We start from the raw sequence: 16674 nt of genomic DNA on the forward strand, positions 1-16674 counted from the left end.
GCAAACGCCCGATACCTCATGGCTCTTCTCCAAATTTCAGAACCGGGCATGTCGACCGCGCCCCATCAGCGGCGCCTGGCCATCGGCATCGATCTCGGCACCACCAATTCGCTGGTGGCGACGGTGCGCAACAGCATTCCCGAAGTGCTGGCCGATGACGACGGTCGCAGCCTGCTGCCGTCGGTGGTGCGCTACCTGCCCAACGGCCACGCCAATATCGGTTACAAGGCGCAAGCCGCGCAGACCAGCGACCCGCGCAATACCATCGTCTCGGTCAAGCGCTTCATGGGGCGCGGCCTGAAGGATATCGCCCATGCCGAGAACATGCCCTATGACTTCCAGGACACGCCTGGCATGGTGCAGATCAAGACCGTGGCCGGCGTCAAGAGTCCGGTGGAGATTTCGGCGCAGATCCTGGCCACCTTGCGCCAGACCGCCGAGGATGCGCTGGGCGACGACCTGGTCGGCGCCGTCATTACGGTACCGGCGTATTTCGACGATGCCCAGCGCCAGGCCACCAAGGATGCGGCGCAACTGGCCGGCCTGAACGTGCTGCGCCTGCTCAACGAACCCACGGCTGCCGCCATCGCCTACGGACTCGATAACGGTTCGGAGGGTATCTTCGCCGTCTACGACCTGGGCGGCGGCACCTTCGATATTTCCATCCTCAAGCTGGCGCGTGGCGTGTTCGAGGTGCTGGCCACGGGCGGCGACTCGGCCCTGGGCGGCGACGATTTCGACCATCGCCTGTTCTGCTGGATCAGCCAGCAGGCGCAGCTGCAGCCGCTGTCGGACGAAGATACCCGACTGCTGATGGTCAAGGCGCGCGAAGCCAAGGAGTTGCTGTCGTCGAAGGCGCAGGTCGACATCGATGCCGTGCTCAGGTCGGGCGAAGAGGTGCACCTGAACTTGTCGGCCGAGCAGTTCGCCGAAATGACCCAGCACCTGGTGGCCAAGACCGTCACCCCCGTGCGTCGTGCGCTGCGCGACGCCGGCCTGAGCGTGGACGACATCGACGGCGTGGTGATGGTGGGCGGTGCCACCCGCATGCCGCATGTGCGGCGGGCGGTGGGCGAGTTCTTCCAGACCAATCCCCTGGCCAACATCGATCCCGACAAGGTGGTGGCGCTCGGCGCGGCAGTGCAGGCCAACCTGCTGGCCGGCAATCGGGCGCCCGGGGACGACTGGCTGCTGCTGGACGTGATTCCGCTGTCGCTGGGCATCGAGACCATGGGCGGGCTGGCCGAGAAGGTGATTCCACGCAATTCGACCATCCCGTGCGCGCGGGCGCAGGAATTCACCACCTTCAAGGATGGTCAGACGGCGATGGCCGTGCATGTGGTGCAGGGCGAGCGCGAACTGGTTGCCGACTGCCGCTCGCTGGCGCGCTTCGAATTGCGTGGCATTCCGCCGATGGCCGCCGGGGCGGCCCGTATCCGGGTGACCTACCAGGTCGATGCCGATGGCTTGCTGGCGGTCTCGGCGCGCGAGATGACCTCGGGGGTAGAGGCTTCGATCAGCGTCAAGCCCTCGTACGGCCTGGCCGACGACGAGATCGCACGCATGCTGCAGGATTCGTTCAGTTCGGCCGACGAAGACATGCTGCGTCGCGCCCTGCGCGAAGAACAGGTCGAGGCCGAGCGCATCGTGCTGGCCACGCAGTCGGCGCTGGCCGTCGATAGTGCCCTGTTGAGCGAGGACGAACGCGGCGCCATCGAAGAGCGGATGCTGGCCGTGACCGCAGCGGCCCAGGGCAGCGACCACCTGGTCATCAAGGCCGCGGTCGAAGCGCTGGCGCACGCCACCGAAGAGTTCGCCGCACGGCGCATGGATCGCAGCGTGCATGCCGCGCTGGCCGGCAAGAAACTCGACGAAGTATCGTAGGCCACGGTGCTGGTATGCCGTGGCGTCACCATTGAACATTGCTGAAAGTCATTTATGCCCCAGATCGTCATCCTCCCGCATCCGGTACTGTGCCCCCAGGGCTCGGTGATCGACGCGCCCTCCGGCCAGACCCTGTGCGATGCGCTGCTGGGTAGCGACATCGATATCGAGCACGCCTGCGAGAAGTCGTGCGCCTGTACCACTTGCCACGTGGTGATCCGCGAGGGATTCGAGACCCTGGGTGAACCGACCGACAAGGAAGAAGACCTGCTCGACATGGCCTGGGGACTGGAAGCGACCTCGCGCCTGTCGTGCCAGGTCGTGCTGGGCGAGGACGACCTGACCGTCGAGATCCCCAAGTACACGATCAACCACGCTTCCGAAAACCACTGAACGGCGCATGCCACGCGCCAACCGGAGCAGCACATGAAATGGACCGACACCCAGCGCATTGCCGAGGATCTCAACGACCGGTTTCCCGACGTCGACCCCGAGACCATCCGCTTCACCGACCTGCATCGCTGGGTATTGGAGCTCGACGGTTTCGACGATGAACCGAACCGTTCCGGTGAGCGCATCCTCGAGGCGATCCAGGCCGCCTGGATCGAGGAAGCCCGGTAACGCGCAGGGATGGCCGCACCGCGCTCGCGCCGGCCATGGCGTCGGCCCGCGTGCGCCGGCAGTCGGTCAAGGGCCGCCGGTAAAGGGCTGCCGGTCAGCGCCGTATTCCGCCGGGCGGGCCAACTGCGCCACGGCCATGCGCCGGGCGTCGATGCCACCTCATTACGAGTTCAATGCTCGAGCAGTTCGAAATTGCCGTTGCCGCGAAACACCGTACGGTCGGGTACCCGGCTGGCGATGGCGTGCACGCTGGCGTCGATCTCGATCTGCAATGACAGCACACTGCCCTTGACCGGTACGTCATCGACGATCGGCACCACGCCCGTTGCCGGGGCCAGCACCGCGCTGTCGCCCCGGGTCAGGGGAAGCTGTCCCACCGTATTGACAGTACCCACGCCCACCGTGCGACCGTCCAGCCGCGCGCTCAGGACACGCAGGCTGAATGCACCGCCTTCGCCCAGCCGGTAGCTGCCTGCGTCGGCGCTGCTGCCCCGGTAGAACACGGTCATCAACCTCGGTTGCGGGCAATTGGCGCTGAGCGTCACGGTCTGTTTTCCCAGCGCCATTGTCAGTGGAGAGACCTGGCGCAGCAGCAGTTCGGCACGCGTCACGGCGCCGTAGTCGACGGTGCCGCTGCTGATCTGCAATTGGCACTGCCGGTCTTCTGACGCGCCGGCCGCCGTCGGCAGCAGCAGGGCAGCGACCAGCCAGGCCCACGACAGGCATCGGTGGCATTGCGATGGCAGGCGGCGGGACCGGCCGGTAGGCCGGCATTCAGCTGTGCGCATGGGGGACTCCTTTCATCTTGACGTGCATGTCGGGGCTGCAGACGGCATCGACTGCCTCGTAGAACACCTCGCTGTCGACCTTCTCCGGCAACTGGTAGTGCAAGCGACAGGTCTTCTCGTCGGGCATGACCACCTGCAGTGCCGCGCCGGGCGTGACGTTGAGCAGGAATATCTGGCCATCGTCGACCACGGTGGTGACGAACTGCTTGTCGGCATCGAGCACGAACCCGCCCTTGGGCAGCGGTCGCTTCTGCAGGTCCCTGGCATTGAGCAGGATACGCCGCACCCGCAGCACCTCGAAATCGACATGACTGACCGAGCCGCGACCCGGATCGAGCTGCTTGAGCCCGTTGCGCAGGTCGACATTGCGCGGCAAGCTGCGCGTGGCGATCTCAAGACGGGTCGACGCATAGGGCGCCATCTGTGCCACCACCGCCTGTCCCTTCCAGTCGGTCCACACCGGCCCATAGGGCGTATTGACCTTGACCCCGGCGATGTCGCCCACCTGCAGTACGCCGAACGTGTCCTGCACGGCGTAGGGCGACAGCGTCAAGCCGCCCTTGTGCAGGACCATCCCGCCGCGCAGGCCACCATTGATCGAAGTACTGCCGCTGCCCGAGCGTGCGTAACCCAGGTTGACCTGGGTATAGCGTGGCAGCATCGACGCCTGCGCCGACAGGTCGGTGGCGCCCGACTCGGCGCTGCGTTCGGCCGCGATCGAATAGTTCAGGCCGTCACCTGCCTGCTGGCTGAACGATGTGCCCATGCGCTGGTGGCCACCGCTGTTGTTGAGGTAACCGCGCACGCTGCTCTTGCCCAGCGGGATGCTGAGTGTGAGGTAGAAGACCGTGGGATTGCCGCCATCCTGGCGGCGGCTACCGATGCCGGCAGACCCCGGCGCCGAGCCCAACTGGCGCTCCAGGTTCAGGTTGACGGTGCCGAAGTCGAAGGTACGCCCCCAGGACGCCATCACCCGCTGCGTCGAACTGCCGTTGAACTGGGTGGAGCGCGAATACGACATGCTGAACCCGCCCAGCCAGCGCTGGTTCCAGCCCAGCGTGGCGGAATATTGCGCACGATAGCGCGCATATTCCGGCTTGCTCGCTGGCGCGCCGGGATCGGTCGGCGGCAACGGGATGTCCTGGGCCGGCTGGCTGGCGCCGATGTCGCCCAGGTCGCGATAGCCGAGGGTCTGCTGCGTGGTCGACAGGCTCAGCGAGAAATCGTCTGCCAGGATGCGGCTGGCGCCCAGGCTGAACTGGGTGCCGCGCTGGCCCAGGCGGCTGGCGCGCGCCAGCCGCTGCTGGAAACTCAGGTTGTTGGCGCCGAGTCGGCCGTCCAGCCCCCAACTGAGGCCGTGGTAACCGGTGGCCGCCATGATGCCGGCGCTGAGGTTGCTGTTCTTGCCCAATGCCCATCCACCGCTGGCGGTCAGCAGCCAGGGCTGGCGCGCGGTCGAATTGCCCAGCGAGCGCATCTTGCCGAGCGCCACCGAGATACCGCGTTGCAGGCCGAAGCTGGCGCCGTGCAAGGAAGCGGCCGGCACCGTGAAGCGGCGCTGCGCACCGTTGTTCTCGATGACCGTGACGTCCAGGTCGCCGGTGCCGTTGAGCAGCGGCAGGTCGGTCAGCGCAAACGGGCCGCCCGGGACGATGGTGGAATAGATCAAGGCGCTGTTCTGGCGTACCTCGATGCGCGCCTGGCCCTGCGCGATTCCCTCGACCATCACCGTGTTGAGCGACCCGGTCGACAGCGCCGCCTCGGGCACCAGTTGAATGCCGGTGATCGGGCCGGCAGCGAAGGCGGTATTGAGGATATTGATCTGTCCGCCCTGCAGAATCGATGTGTAATCGATCAGCGTGCGCTGCGCATACGCATACAGGTGCTGGCGCTGCGAGGAGTTTTCCTGGCGCGAGACCATCTCGCGCGTGCGCAGGATCCAGTCGCCCATGTTGAGCCCGAACTCGAGGTTGGCCGACATGAAGCTGCTGCCGGCCTGGCCGAACTGGCTGCGCGAGGCGACGATGTCATAGTTGCTCAGGGCCGCCACGCCGCCCGAGCTGTAGCCCGAGAAATCGGCTTGGGCCGGGCGCAGCGATTCGGTGGGCACCACCAGCGCGACTTCTTCCTTGCCGGGGCGCAGCTCGACCACGGTCTGCGGATAGGCCTCGAGAAAGCCATGGCAGACGGCGCCGGCGCCATCCTGGCCGGCACCGTCCACTGCCGCCACGGAGGGCTGCGGCAGCTGCAGGTTGCCCTTGTCCAGCAGGCGCTCGTCGAAGCAGAGTTCGCCCTTGTCGTCGAAGCGGGCCTCCAGTCGTCCGCGTAGCTGGCCATTGACGAACAGCGTCACTACGTTGATGCCGGGGCGAAATCGCGCGGCATCCTTGAAGTATTCGGCGATCTGCGGATCTATGCCCCGTTCGCGCAGCATGTCGAGGTCGAAACCGGCCGAGTCCTGGGCCCAGGCCTGTGCCGGTGCCATCAGGCCGGCCAATGTCAGCAGCATCGCATGCGGCGTGCCGCGCATGCACGGCATGAGCGCGCTCCTGTTGGCCCGCCGGAGGGCTTGCTGCGCCGTCCGGCAGCGGCGAACAGATGTCTTTCCCGGTTGCATCTGCAACCAGGCCATGCGATGGATCTTCATCGTCGGGACGGGCTCAGGACTTGCCGAGCGGAGCGTCGAAGTTATCTACCGAAAACCCGTACACGGTGGCCGGCGACATGCGCACCGTGGTGGCGCCGGCAGCGCCGTCCTTGATCTGCCCGCTGAGTTTTTCACCTGGAAGGATATAGGTGCGTCCCATGTCGACATCGACCCGGGACGGCAGCAGCGATACCGCCTGGGCGAAGCGCACCACGTAGGCACTGTCGTTGTGCATCACCAGGTGGTCGCCCGAGATGGCCCACTTCAACAACTTCCATGGCTCGCGATTGGCGGCCAGGTTCTTGGGGTGGATGATCAGCGGCAGGTTCTGGCGCACGTTCATGGTGACCTTGACACCGCCGTCGGCATTGCGCTGCGGGATACCCTCGAACACGACGCGCTTGAGGCGTTGCGTCTTGAGCGGTTCCTTCAGTTGCAGGATGAAGCGCACCAGCTGGGTCTGGTCCGGTTCGACCCGGGCCACCGGTGGCGATACCACCACCAGCGGTTCCTTGTCTTCGGGTAGGTGCTGGATCGAAGTGTGCAGCAGGGTGGCGGCCGGGTCGGTGTTCTTGACGTTCATCGTGCTTTCGCCATCGGCCTCGTTGATGATGACTACCGAGGTCTCGGGCAGCATGCCGCTGGCCCATGCTGCGGGCGATCCTGCAAACAGCAGCAGCATGCCCAGCGACTTGAGCCAGGCTGGCGCCCGCCGCGCCAACCCGGCGGTGATCGATGATTGCGGTATATGGGAAGAGAAGTGGATGTCTTGCAGCGTTGATGCGTGAGATGTCATGAGGCCCCCGAGTGAAATCTGCACGCATGGTCGCCTACTATGAGCGACTAGAGTCTATATGGCGAAAACAATGAGATTTTCCTAAAAATAATTTGATTTGGTGGCTCGAGCGGCCATCATGCGCCGCGCGGCGCACCGGCTTTTTGCCATTCAGAGGTAATTCAATTCAAGCGTGGTCGAACCATTGAGTTCGATCTCATGGTTCAGTCGCAGGTGTTCCGGTTTGTCGATGAAAGGCCGCACCGTGAGCACCCCTTCGACCGCCTTGTAGGGCGAGATGCTGGTGGTGTCGGCGGCGCCCCACGACAACAGTTCGCGCTTCGATCCCAGCCCGCTGGCGTGATGGCGCCAACTGACGCCGTCGGCCGACGCCATCAATTGCACGCGGCGATAGTCGCCGGTGTAGCTGGCCGGGTCGAACACGATGGCGTAGCCGCCGATGCGTGCGCCAGACGCCATGCCCAGGCCGAAATTGAGATCGTCATCGTAGGCGGCATTGCCCAGGCCGGACGCCACGATGCCTGGAATCATCGAGGCGCTGCGGTTGTCGGTGAGCTTGATGGCGAACAGCGCGGCGACATCGCAGGTGATGGTCAGCCTGAGCGAAAACGGCTGCAGCGCCGTGATCCGTCCCGGCACCAGCATGCCCATGTCCTTCACGCCGTAGTTGGCTTTGCCGCCGTGCGACAGGGCCGGTGTGCAGGCCGCTGGCGTGACCGTGGTCAGCACTTCCATGGCCACCGTGGTGCTTGCTTGCGCCGACGCCGGCAGCAGCGCCAGTGACATGATCACGGCCGGCAGTCGCAGGCGGGAAGAGCGAAAAAAGGGTATCGATTCTGGTTGCATGGCGCTCGATGATCGATCCAGGCCGCGGCGCGACCAAACAGGGATGACTTGCGCCAACGATAAAGCGATTCATCAATTAAATCCAGCGCGCCGGGGGCCATCGCCGGCAGGCCCGGGAACGGCTGCAGGCTTGGTGCGTGGCGCACATCGGTGCCCTCGCTGCAAGGCCACGCGCTCGAAAATTGTTGCCATGTTTCCAGAATTTTTCAGGTGTCTGAAAAATTACTAAATCCTATATTTTTTATTTCATGCATATTCAAGAAAATTCTCATTTGTCAGAATGCGTCGGACCGTGAAAATCGCTGTGTTGTTTTTGTCGTGTTTCTCGCGGTACAACATGTTGCAGTCGTGACATCCGGCCGGCCCGGACACTGTTGCATCGTTTGCGACCCGAGGAAAAAAGCGTTACCGTACCGCCCGCGGCGTTCGTGGATGTCACGGTTGAACTGGCAGCGCAATGTTGCACGGGGGCGACGTTCAACCACGGTTGTCGCATCACTGGCGACATTCATCCTTCTATTCATCCGTTTGAGCGGGCAGGCTGTTGTTAAACTTTCTGCCGTAGACGTCGCCGTATTCGGATCGGCGTCGGCGGGGGGCTCTGGCGTTGATAGGCTCGCCCGTGCAGAGCCGTCAGGCCACCAGCCAAAAAGGGGATTCCAGGATGACATGGGCATCAGCACCGACTGTTCGCATCGCATTGCTCGACGACCATGCCGTGGTGCGCTATGGATTGGCCGGCCGCCTTGCTGAAGAGCCCGACTTCCAGGTCGTCGGCATGTTCTCCAGCAGCCGGGAGATGATGGCCGGCCTGCGCCGCACGCCTGCCGATATCCTGCTGATCGATTATTCGCTCGGCTCCAACGACATCGATGGCCTGCACCTGATTCGGGCATTGCGGGTGCATTTTCCGGATAGCCGGATCCTGGTCTCGTCGTCGCACTACAACCCGGCCACCATCGCCATGGCAATGCGCGCCGGCGCGCGTGGTTTCGTGGGCAAGTCGCAGGAGCTGTCCGAACTGATCATGGCGATACGTACCGTCTCCGTGGGGCGGACCTACATCAATGACGCCATGGACGCCGAGTTGTCGTCGATGAACGTCAAGGATCCGTTGCTGTACCAGCCGCCGGGCGACGAGCCGGTGCGCGATTCGCTGATCGGCAATTCCGAACTGTCGCCCCGTGAACGCGAGGTATTGCGGTGCTGCCTGGAAGGCATGTCGGTCACCCAGATCGCAGAAAAATTCGCGCGCAGCGTCAAAACCATCAGTGGCCAGAAGCAGTCGGCATTCCGCAAGCTCGGGGTCCGCAGCGACAACGAGTTGTTCAAGATCCAGCACCAGTTGGCAGACCTCTAGGCAATTGCTGCTCACGGCGGCTGGCGCAGCGGCCAACGCAAACTCCAACATGGAATGAACATGAACCAACACCGGCCCAGGATATTAGTCGTCGATGATTCGGCCACCAGCCGCACCATGCTGGAAAAGCAATTGCTGCGTAGCGGTTGCGAGGTGGAGTGCGCGCAAGACGGTGGCAGCGCGTTGGCGGCGCTGGCCAGGACGCACTATGACCTGGTGCTGCTCGACTGCTACATGCCCGACATGAACGGTTACGAAGTCGCACGCGAGGTGCGCCGACGCGAAGAAGGCGCTGCCACCTATACGCCACTGATCGGCATCTCGGCCGAGGTCGACGCTGCGCACACCCAGCTGTGCCTCGATAGCGGCATGGACGGGATGCTGGGCAAGCCGTTGCCGCAGGACCAGTTCAAGCACCTGTTGGCGCTGTGGTGCGACTTCGACCCGGTCCAGGAGGCGCCGGTGGCGTACGCCGAACAGGTCCCGCCGGATCTCGAATCGTTGTTTCGCCAGACCTCGCTGCACGACCTCGACGCCATGGCGCTGGCGCACCGGCAATCCGAGCGGGATGTCGTGATGCGGCTGGCACACCGCATGAAAGGGGCGGCGCTGACCATGCAACGCCCGGTCATGGTGAGCCTGCTCGAGCGAATCGAGTCCAGCGCGGGGGCGCAGCCCGAGGCCGAGGGCGATGTCGCTGCCTTGATCCAGGCGCTGCGCCAAGCGCTGGGCTGAGATCCGGCCGGCGCCACCACGGCCGCGGTCACCGGTTTCAGGCGCCGATCCAGGGCAGGCCAGCCTGGCACCAGCCCTCGACCGTCTTGCGGTGCCCATGCGCATCCTTGTTGCCCTCGAAACCTTGCAGGATATCGAAGCAGTTGCCATAGCCATGTTCGCTGGCCAGCTTGGCGGCGTGCCTGGAACGCACCCCCGAGCGGCACAGGAAGAGCAGGGTGTCGGCCGGGCTTGCCACGGCCGCCAGCTGCTCGATGAATTGCGGATTCGGCGTACCCTCGGGGTACAGGTTCCACTGCACGAACAGATGCTGGGACGCCGGCAGGTCGACCATCCCCACCCAGTCGCGCTCGGCCCTGGTGCGCACATCGACCAATTTGACAACGGGGTTTCCCAATAGCAACGAATGAGCTTCGGTGGGGGTGACCGCGCCGCGGTAGGGAGTCTGGCCGTCTTTGCCTCGTTGTTGTGCAAGGTCGAGAATGTGTTGTGGGCTCATGGAAACCTCTCATCGAAAAGAACAAGGATGCCCCTATTTCTCGAATTCTCAAAATGCACCAATAATGTGCAGAAAATTGAATTGCCCCAATAAATGCATCATATTGGGTCAAAAAATGAAAATTGCCATGAATTGGTGCATTCCGGCCCGGCTGATGCACTGAAGGGAGCACCGCCAGGGCTCGCGGCTCCCTAAAATATTCCATTCCTGCCGCCGCCAAAAGGCCGGTGGCATGGAATCTGCTATCATCCTCGCCTGAGTTCCGGCGCAAGACCGTTGTATTAAATGCAAAGATCCAGTCGCAGAAAACGGCTCAACATTCAAATTTATACTACTTCCTCGTTTTAGGAGATTCGCATGGCAAGGACGGCCGCAGAGGTTTTGAAGATGGTCAAGGATAACGAAGTCAAGTTCGTTGACTTTCGTTTCGCTGACACCCGGGGCAAAGAGCAGCACGTAACGGTTCCTGTGTCCCATTTCGATATCGACAAGTTCGAGTCCGGTCACGCCTTCGACGGTTCGTCGATCGCCGGCTGGAAGGGTATCGAAGCCTCCGACATGCTGTTGATCCCTGATCCGAACACGGCCAATATCGACCCGTTCATGGAAGAAACCACACTGTTCCTGCAGTGCGACGTGATCGAGCCGTCCGATGGCAAGGGTTACGACCGTGACCCACGTTCCATCGCCAAGCGCGCCGAAGCCTACCTGAAGTCGTCCGGCCTGGGCGACACCGCCTACTTTGGTCCGGAACCGGAATTCTTCATCTTCGACGGCGTGCGTTGGGGTGCCGACATGTCCGGTTCGTTCGTCAAGATCGACTCCGAAGAAGCATCGTGGAGCACCGGTGCCAAGATCGAAGGCGGCAACTCGGGTCACCGTCCCACCGTCAAGGGCGGCTACTTCCCGGTTCCTCCGGTCGACAGCTTCCAGGACATGCGCTCGGAAATGTCGCTGATCCTCGAATCGCTGGGCATCCCGGTCGAAGTGCATCACCACGAAGTCGCTGGCGCTGGCCAGAACGAACTGGGCACCCGCTTCTCGACCCTGGTCGAACGCGCCGACTGGACCCAGACCCTGAAGTACGTGATCTGGAACGTCGCCCACACCTACGGCAAGACCGCCACCTTCATGCCCAAGCCACTGGTCGGCGACAACGGTTCGGGCATGCACGTGCACCAATCGGTCTGGAAGGACGGCAAGAACCTGTTCGCAGGCGACGGCTATGCCGGCCTGTCCGAGTTCGCGCTGTACTACATCGGCGGCATCATCAAGCACGCCAAGGCCCTGAACGCGATCACCAACCCCGGCACCAACTCCTACAAGCGCCTGGTTCCAGGCTTCGAAGCACCGGTCAAGCTGGCCTATTCGGCCCGCAACCGTTCGGCATCGATCCGTATCCCGCACGTGGCCAACCCCAAGGGCCGTCGTATCGAGACCCGTTTCCCTGATCCGCTGGCCAACCCGTACCTGTGCTTCTCGGCATTGCTGATGGCAGGGCTGGACGGTGTGCAGAACAAGATCCACCCGGGCGAAGCCGCTACCAAGGACCTGTACCACCTGCCGCCGGAAGAAGACAAGCTGATCCCGACCGTCTGTGCTTCGCTGGAAGAAGCGCTGGAAAACCTGGACAAGGACCGCGAGTTCCTGACCCGCGGCGGCGTCTTCACCGACAGCATGATCGACGCGTACCTGGATCTGAAAATGCAGGAAGTGACCCGCTATCGCATGACGACTCATCCGATCGAGTTCGACATGTACTACTCGCTGTAAATCGAGTCGGCGTCTGTCAAAAAAGGGGAAGCTTGCTTCCCCTTTTTTCATGCGCGACGGCAGCGCGTGGCCGCCACGCGGCTAATACCGCGGCCCGTACCGCGGCCGGTCCGGCCTCTTGCCCGATTCTTGCTAGATCATCACTCATCAACAAGCCTGCAGCCTGTACCGCATCAATGAATCCGACCAAACCCTTTCCTCCCTCACTCGACGGCCTCGACCTGCTGGCCTCGGCCGTGATCATCCTCGACGCCGAAGGCGGTATCTTCTATGCCAACGCTGCCGCCGAGAACCTGCTGGAGAGTTCATTCAAGGTCCTGTCGCAGCAGAAGCTGTCGGAGCTGTTTCTCAACGGCCGTGAGCTCACTGCGCTGTTCTACCAGGCCGTGGCGCACCAGTTTGCCGACAAGCGGCTCGACCTGGCGCTGGAGCGCGCCAACCGCGAGCCGTTGCAGGTACATACCATCGTGACCTCGCTCGACAGCCCCGACATGCCGGTGCTGCTGGAGCTGCGCGAGAACGTGCAGCAACTCAAGCTCGATCGCGAAGAACGCATGTTCGACCAGAGCCAGGCCAACAAGGAGCTGATCCGCAACCTGGCCCACGAGATCAAGAATCCGCTGGGCGGTATCCGCGGCGCGGCGCAATTGCTCGAACTCGAATTGCCCGAGCGCCACCTCAAGGAGCTGCGCGAGTACACCCAGGTCATCATCAAGGAAGCCGATCGCCTGCAGACACTGGTCGACCGCCTGCTGGCGCCGCATCGTCATCCGCACATCGTGGGCGACGTCAATATCCACGAGGTATGCGAGCGGGTGCGCAGCCTGATCGTGGCCGAATTCCCGCAGGGGCTGTCGATCAAGCGTGACTACGACCTGTCGATCCCCGAATTCCGGGGCGACAAGGAGCAGTTGATCCAGGCCTTGCTCAATATCGTCCACAACGCCGCCCAGGCCTTGTCGGAGCGCATTCGCGCCGGCGACGGCGAGCTCACGCTGCGCACCCGGGTGCTGCGCCAGGTGACGCTGTCGAAGGTACGGTACCGGCTGGCACTAGACTTGCATATCATCGATAACGGACCGGGCATTCCCCCCGATATCCGGGAGCGCATCTTCTATCCGCTGGTCTCGGGCCGCGAAGGAGGCAGTGGTCTCGGATTGACGCTGGCGCAGACCTTCGTGCAACAGCACATGGGCGTGATCGAATGCGAAAGCCGGCCGGGGTGTACCGATTTCAGAATACTAATACCGCTGCCGTGAGCAGATGCTTGCCACAGGCAGCGCGCCAAGACCAATGTGACGCAAGGTCGTCATCGGGGGCCGTCGCCGTGGTGAGCAGGTTCACCGCAGCGCCGCAAGCATTATGACCAACGCAGGAAAAAGTTATTTATGAAACCAATCTGGATTGTTGACGACGACGAATCGATACGCTGGGTGCTGGAGAAGGCCCTGGCCCGAGAAAATCTCGCCACGCAGAGTTTTTCCAGCGCACGCGATGCCATGCAGGCCCTGCAGACCGGCACGCCGCAGGTCCTGGTTTCGGATATCCGCATGCCGGGAGCCTCGGGCCTGGAACTGCTGCAGACCATCAAGGCCAAGCATCCCGGTATTCCGGTCATCATCATCACCGCTTTTTCCGATCTCGATTCGGCGGTCTCGGCATTCCAGGGCGGTGCCTTCGAATACCTGGCCAAGCCGTTCGACCTGGACAAGGCGGTCGAGCTGATCCGGCGTGCGCTCGAGGAAAGCCTGCGCGAAACCGATGTCGAGCAATCGGCAGCACAGACGCCCGAGATACTGGGCCAGGCGCCGGCCATGCAGGATGTGTTCCGTGCCATCGGCCGCTTGTCGCAGTCGAACGTGACCGTGCTCATCACCGGCGAATCAGGTTCCGGCAAGGAGCTGGTGGCGCGCGCACTGCACAAGCACAGCCCACGCGCCAGCCAGCCGTTCGTCGCGCTCAATACCGCGGCCATCCCCAAGGACTTGCTGGAATCCGAACTGTTCGGTCACGAGCGGGGTGCCTTCACCGGTGCCCAGGCGATGCGCCGCGGGCGCTTCGAGCAGGCCGAGGGCGGCACCCTGTTTCTCGATGAAATCGGCGACATGCCGCTGGACCTGCAAACGCGCCTGTTGCGCGTACTCTCGGATGGGCACTTCTATCGGGTCGGTGGTCACCAGTCGCTCAAGGCCAACGTACGGGTCATCGCCGCCACCCACCAGAACCTGGAACACCGGGTGCGCGAAGGCCTGTTCCGCGAAGACTTGTACCATCGCCTCAACGTGATCCGCCTGCGCCTGCCCAGCCTGCGCGAGCGCAGCGAGGACATTCCCATCCTGGCACGTCATTTCCTCAACCAGAGCGCGCGCCAACTGGGTGTCGAGGCCAAGCGCCTGTCGCCGCAGGCGATGCAGTTCCTGTCGCAACTGGAATTCGCCGGCAACGTGCGGCAACTGGAAAACCTGTGCAACTGGATCACCGTGATGGCGCCCGGCCAGACCGTCGAGGTCAAGGACCTGCCGCAGGACCTGGTCGAGGAAAGGGTGCACGCACCGGTGCCGGCACAGACCGTGTCGGCGCCGGCCTCGGCCGCGCAGGTAGTGCCGGTGGCCGGTGAGGCCGTCGGCGTCGAAGCCAGCCACGCCAGCTGGATCTCGCTGCTGGAAGTCGAGGCGGCGCAGATGCTGTCGCAGGAACAGCCCGAGGTGATGGACATCCTGGGGCGCCAGTTCGAGGCGGCCCTGATCAAGATCGCCTTGAAGCATACGCATGGTCGCAAGAACGATGCGGCGGTGCGCCTGGGGATCGGCCGCAACACCATCACGCGCAAGATCCAGGAACTCGGCATCGGCGGTGCCGAGGACGACTGAGTCGTCCCGCAGCGCTGAAAAGACAATGGCCCGGCGCTTTTTGGCGCCGGGCCATTTTTACTTGCGGCCCCGCACCGCGGTGCAGGGCAGGGCAGGGTGACGGCGTCCTAGCGCAGGCGCAGCACCAGGCGGGCCGACAGGCTGGCCAGCAGGCTCAGGGCGGCGCCGAAGATGACGAAATAGCTCACCGACAGCTTGTCGCCGGTGAAATCGATCAGCCAGGTGATGATCAGGCCGGCGAAGCCGCCGAAGATCGTCACGGCGATGTTATACGCCAGCGACATGCCGGTGCCGCGTGTCTTGACCGGGAAGATGTCGGCCAGCAGCGCCGGCATCGAGGCGAAATAGAGCGTCATCAACACGCCGATGACGGCCTGCAGCATCAGCAGGTGCAGGAAGTCCGGCGAGGCGTTGAGGAACAGGAACATCGGATAGGTCAGCACGATGAACAGCGCGCTGCTGGCGATCATGAACGGGGTGCGACCGTACTTGTCGGACCAATGGCCTACCAGCGGCGAACCCAGCGCCATGATGATGCCGGCCACCGACATGGCGGCGAACGACGACCACGCCGGCAGGCCCAGCTGCTTGATGGCATAGGTAGGGATGTACAGCGACAGGTACACCGACACGGTGGCCATGATCACGCTGCCCGAGCCGATCAGCAGGCGCAGCTTCTGGCTGCTGAAGGTGTCGCGCAGTGGCGCGTCGGTCTTTTCGCTGGCGTCCTTGAACTCGGGCGACTCGTCCAGGTGACGGCGGATATAGATGCCGGCCGGCGCGATCAGCAAGCCGAACACGAACGGCACGCGCCAGCCCCACGAGGCCAGCTGGTCGGCCGTCAGCAGGTTGTTGAGAGCGGCGCCGAAGAGCGCTGCCAGCAACAGGCTGATGCCCTGGCTGGCGACCTGCCAGCTCGAGAAAAAGCCGCGACGATGCGGTGCGTGTTCCACCAGGAAAGCGGTCGAGCTGCCGAATTCGCCACCGGCCGAGAAGCCCTGGATCATCTTGCCCAGCGCGATACCGGCAGGCGCCCACAGGCCGATGGCGGCGTAGTTGGGCATGAAGGCGATCAGCGCGGTGCCGATGGTCATCAGGATGATCGACATGCTCAATGCCGCCTTGCGGCCGACACGGTCCGAATAGGCACCCAGCACCACCGCGCCCAGCGGACGCATGAAGAACGACACGCCGAAGGTGCCGAAGGTCAGCAGCAGCGAAACGGTTTCGTTACCGGTGGGGAAGAACTGCTTGGCGATGACCACGGCGAAGGCGCCATAGATCAGGATGTCGAACCATTCGAGCGCATTGCCGATCGACGATGAAACGATCGCGCGTCTGGCTTGCGGATGGGTTTGTCCGGCCGTGGATGGGGCGGTGGTGGTCATGCATTCTCCGAGGTTGAAAGCGCCATATGGGATGGCCGGTGGCGTATTGTCCTGATTATGTCTTGCGGCCCTGTGCGCGCTGCCGGTCGCGCCGGTGGCGTCACAGCGGGCGAGGATAGGCGCGGGGTGAATGGCTGTCAAGAATGATCCGGGCGAGATTATCGAAACACGGGAACATGCGCTCGATTTCATTTGAACTAAATAATTTCACCAGGCTCTCGCCGGTCGCGCAGCCATCGCCACAGCGTGGTGCGACTGATGCCCAGATGGCGCGCCACGGCCGCGCGGTTGCCGCCGAAGCGCTGCAACATCGCGGCCAGTTCGGCCGGCGCGGGCACCGCCTGCGGCTGCGTCGGTGCAGCCGTCGGGTAGGCTGTCGACGAGGCCGCATGCGCGGCCAGCAATTCGGGCGCCAGGCGTTCGAACAGGGCCGGGGTCAACGCCTGCAGCGGCTCGGCGGCCAGCCA

15 protein-coding genes are annotated in these 16674 nt (G+C 63.5%); 8 read left to right on the plus strand and 7 right to left on the minus strand.

Features of this window, described 5'->3' with window-relative positions; translation table 11 throughout:
• Positions 1 to 18 precede the first annotated feature (18 nt).
• The 3 genes from hscA to iscX are packed head-to-tail and all read left to right on the plus strand — an operon-like array spanning position 19 to position 2505.
• On the plus strand, positions 19 to 1884 hold the full coding sequence (hscA, locus tag PMI40_RS09660; RefSeq protein WP_040501865.1) for a Fe-S protein assembly chaperone HscA: 1866 nt from the start codon (positions 19 to 21) through the stop codon (positions 1882 to 1884).
• Between the two features lie 54 nt (positions 1885 to 1938).
• On the plus strand, positions 1939 to 2277 hold the full coding sequence (gene fdx, locus PMI40_RS09665; protein WP_008114622.1) for an ISC system 2Fe-2S type ferredoxin: 339 nt from the start codon (positions 1939 to 1941) through the stop codon (positions 2275 to 2277).
• A 33-nt stretch (positions 2278 to 2310) separates the two neighbouring features.
• A complete protein-coding gene (gene iscX / locus PMI40_RS09670; RefSeq protein WP_008114624.1) occupies positions 2311 to 2505 on the plus strand; it encodes a Fe-S cluster assembly protein IscX in 195 nt (64 codons plus the stop codon).
• Between the two features lie 170 nt (positions 2506 to 2675).
• On the opposite strand, the gene PMI40_RS09675 is transcribed toward iscX, so the two are convergent.
• The 4 genes from PMI40_RS09675 to PMI40_RS09690 form a co-directional block, all read right to left on the minus strand.
• On the minus strand, positions 2676 to 3293 hold the full coding sequence (locus PMI40_RS09675) for a hypothetical protein (RefSeq protein ID WP_008114626.1): 618 nt from the start codon (positions 3291 to 3293) through the stop codon (positions 2676 to 2678).
• Complete coding sequence (locus tag PMI40_RS09680; RefSeq protein WP_008114627.1) at positions 3280 to 5832, minus strand: fimbria/pilus outer membrane usher protein; 2553 nt, start codon at positions 5830 to 5832, stop codon at positions 3280 to 3282. The genes PMI40_RS09675 and PMI40_RS09680 overlap by 14 nt, the downstream gene beginning before the upstream one ends.
• Before the next feature lie 121 nt (positions 5833 to 5953).
• Positions 5954 to 6736: a fimbria/pilus chaperone family protein gene (locus tag PMI40_RS09685; RefSeq protein ID WP_008114629.1), complete on the minus strand. Its 783-nt coding sequence runs from the start codon at positions 6734 to 6736 to the stop codon at positions 5954 to 5956.
• Positions 6737 to 6886: 150 nt separating this feature from the next.
• The gene (locus tag PMI40_RS09690) at positions 6887 to 7522 is read right to left on the minus strand and encodes a DUF1120 domain-containing protein (protein WP_157221485.1); all 636 of its coding nucleotides are present in this window, start codon (positions 7520 to 7522) and stop codon (positions 6887 to 6889) included.
• A gap of 724 nt (positions 7523 to 8246) precedes the next feature.
• Here PMI40_RS09690 and PMI40_RS09695 point away from each other — a divergent pair.
• The gene (locus PMI40_RS09695) at positions 8247 to 8942 is read left to right on the plus strand and encodes a response regulator transcription factor (RefSeq protein WP_008114634.1); all 696 of its coding nucleotides are present in this window, start codon (positions 8247 to 8249) and stop codon (positions 8940 to 8942) included.
• 60 nt (positions 8943 to 9002) lie between these two features.
• Complete coding sequence (locus PMI40_RS09700) at positions 9003 to 9677, plus strand: response regulator (RefSeq protein WP_008114636.1); 675 nt, start codon at positions 9003 to 9005, stop codon at positions 9675 to 9677.
• A 37-nt stretch (positions 9678 to 9714) separates the two neighbouring features.
• On the opposite strand, the gene PMI40_RS09705 is transcribed toward PMI40_RS09700, so the two are convergent.
• The gene (locus tag PMI40_RS09705; protein WP_008114638.1) at positions 9715 to 10176 is read right to left on the minus strand and encodes a rhodanese-like domain-containing protein; all 462 of its coding nucleotides are present in this window, start codon (positions 10174 to 10176) and stop codon (positions 9715 to 9717) included.
• A 357-nt stretch (positions 10177 to 10533) separates the two neighbouring features.
• Here PMI40_RS09705 and glnA point away from each other — a divergent pair, with 357 nt between their 5' ends.
• The 3 genes from glnA (at position 10534) to ntrC (ending at position 14819) form a co-directional block, all read left to right on the plus strand.
• Positions 10534 to 11949, plus strand: coding sequence for a type I glutamate--ammonia ligase (gene glnA, locus PMI40_RS09710; protein WP_008114640.1), 1416 nt, complete (start codon positions 10534 to 10536; stop codon positions 11947 to 11949).
• A gap of 176 nt (positions 11950 to 12125) precedes the next feature.
• Entirely contained in the window at positions 12126 to 13208 is a 1083-nt protein-coding gene (gene glnL / locus PMI40_RS09715) for a nitrogen regulation protein NR(II) (RefSeq protein WP_008114641.1), read from the plus strand.
• 129 nt (positions 13209 to 13337) lie between these two features.
• A complete protein-coding gene (gene ntrC, locus PMI40_RS09720; RefSeq protein ID WP_008114643.1) occupies positions 13338 to 14819 on the plus strand; it encodes a nitrogen regulation protein NR(I) in 1482 nt (493 codons plus the stop codon).
• Positions 14820 to 14926: 107 nt separating this feature from the next.
• Here the strand turns inward: ntrC and PMI40_RS09725 are convergent, their stop codons facing one another.
• Together PMI40_RS09725 and PMI40_RS09730 are read right to left on the minus strand one after the other, a co-directional pair.
• Positions 14927 to 16207 (minus strand): MFS transporter, encoded by a 1281-nt coding sequence (locus PMI40_RS09725; protein WP_008114644.1) that lies wholly within the window; start codon positions 16205 to 16207, stop codon positions 14927 to 14929.
• Between the two features lie 197 nt (positions 16208 to 16404).
• A partial coding sequence (locus PMI40_RS09730) for a helix-turn-helix domain-containing protein (RefSeq protein WP_008114645.1) occupies positions 16405 to 16674 on the minus strand: 270 nt, incomplete at its 5' end.

The organism is Herbaspirillum sp. YR522, from assembly GCF_000282575.1.
Taxonomy (GTDB): Bacteria; Pseudomonadota; Gammaproteobacteria; order Burkholderiales; family Burkholderiaceae_D; genus Herbaspirillum.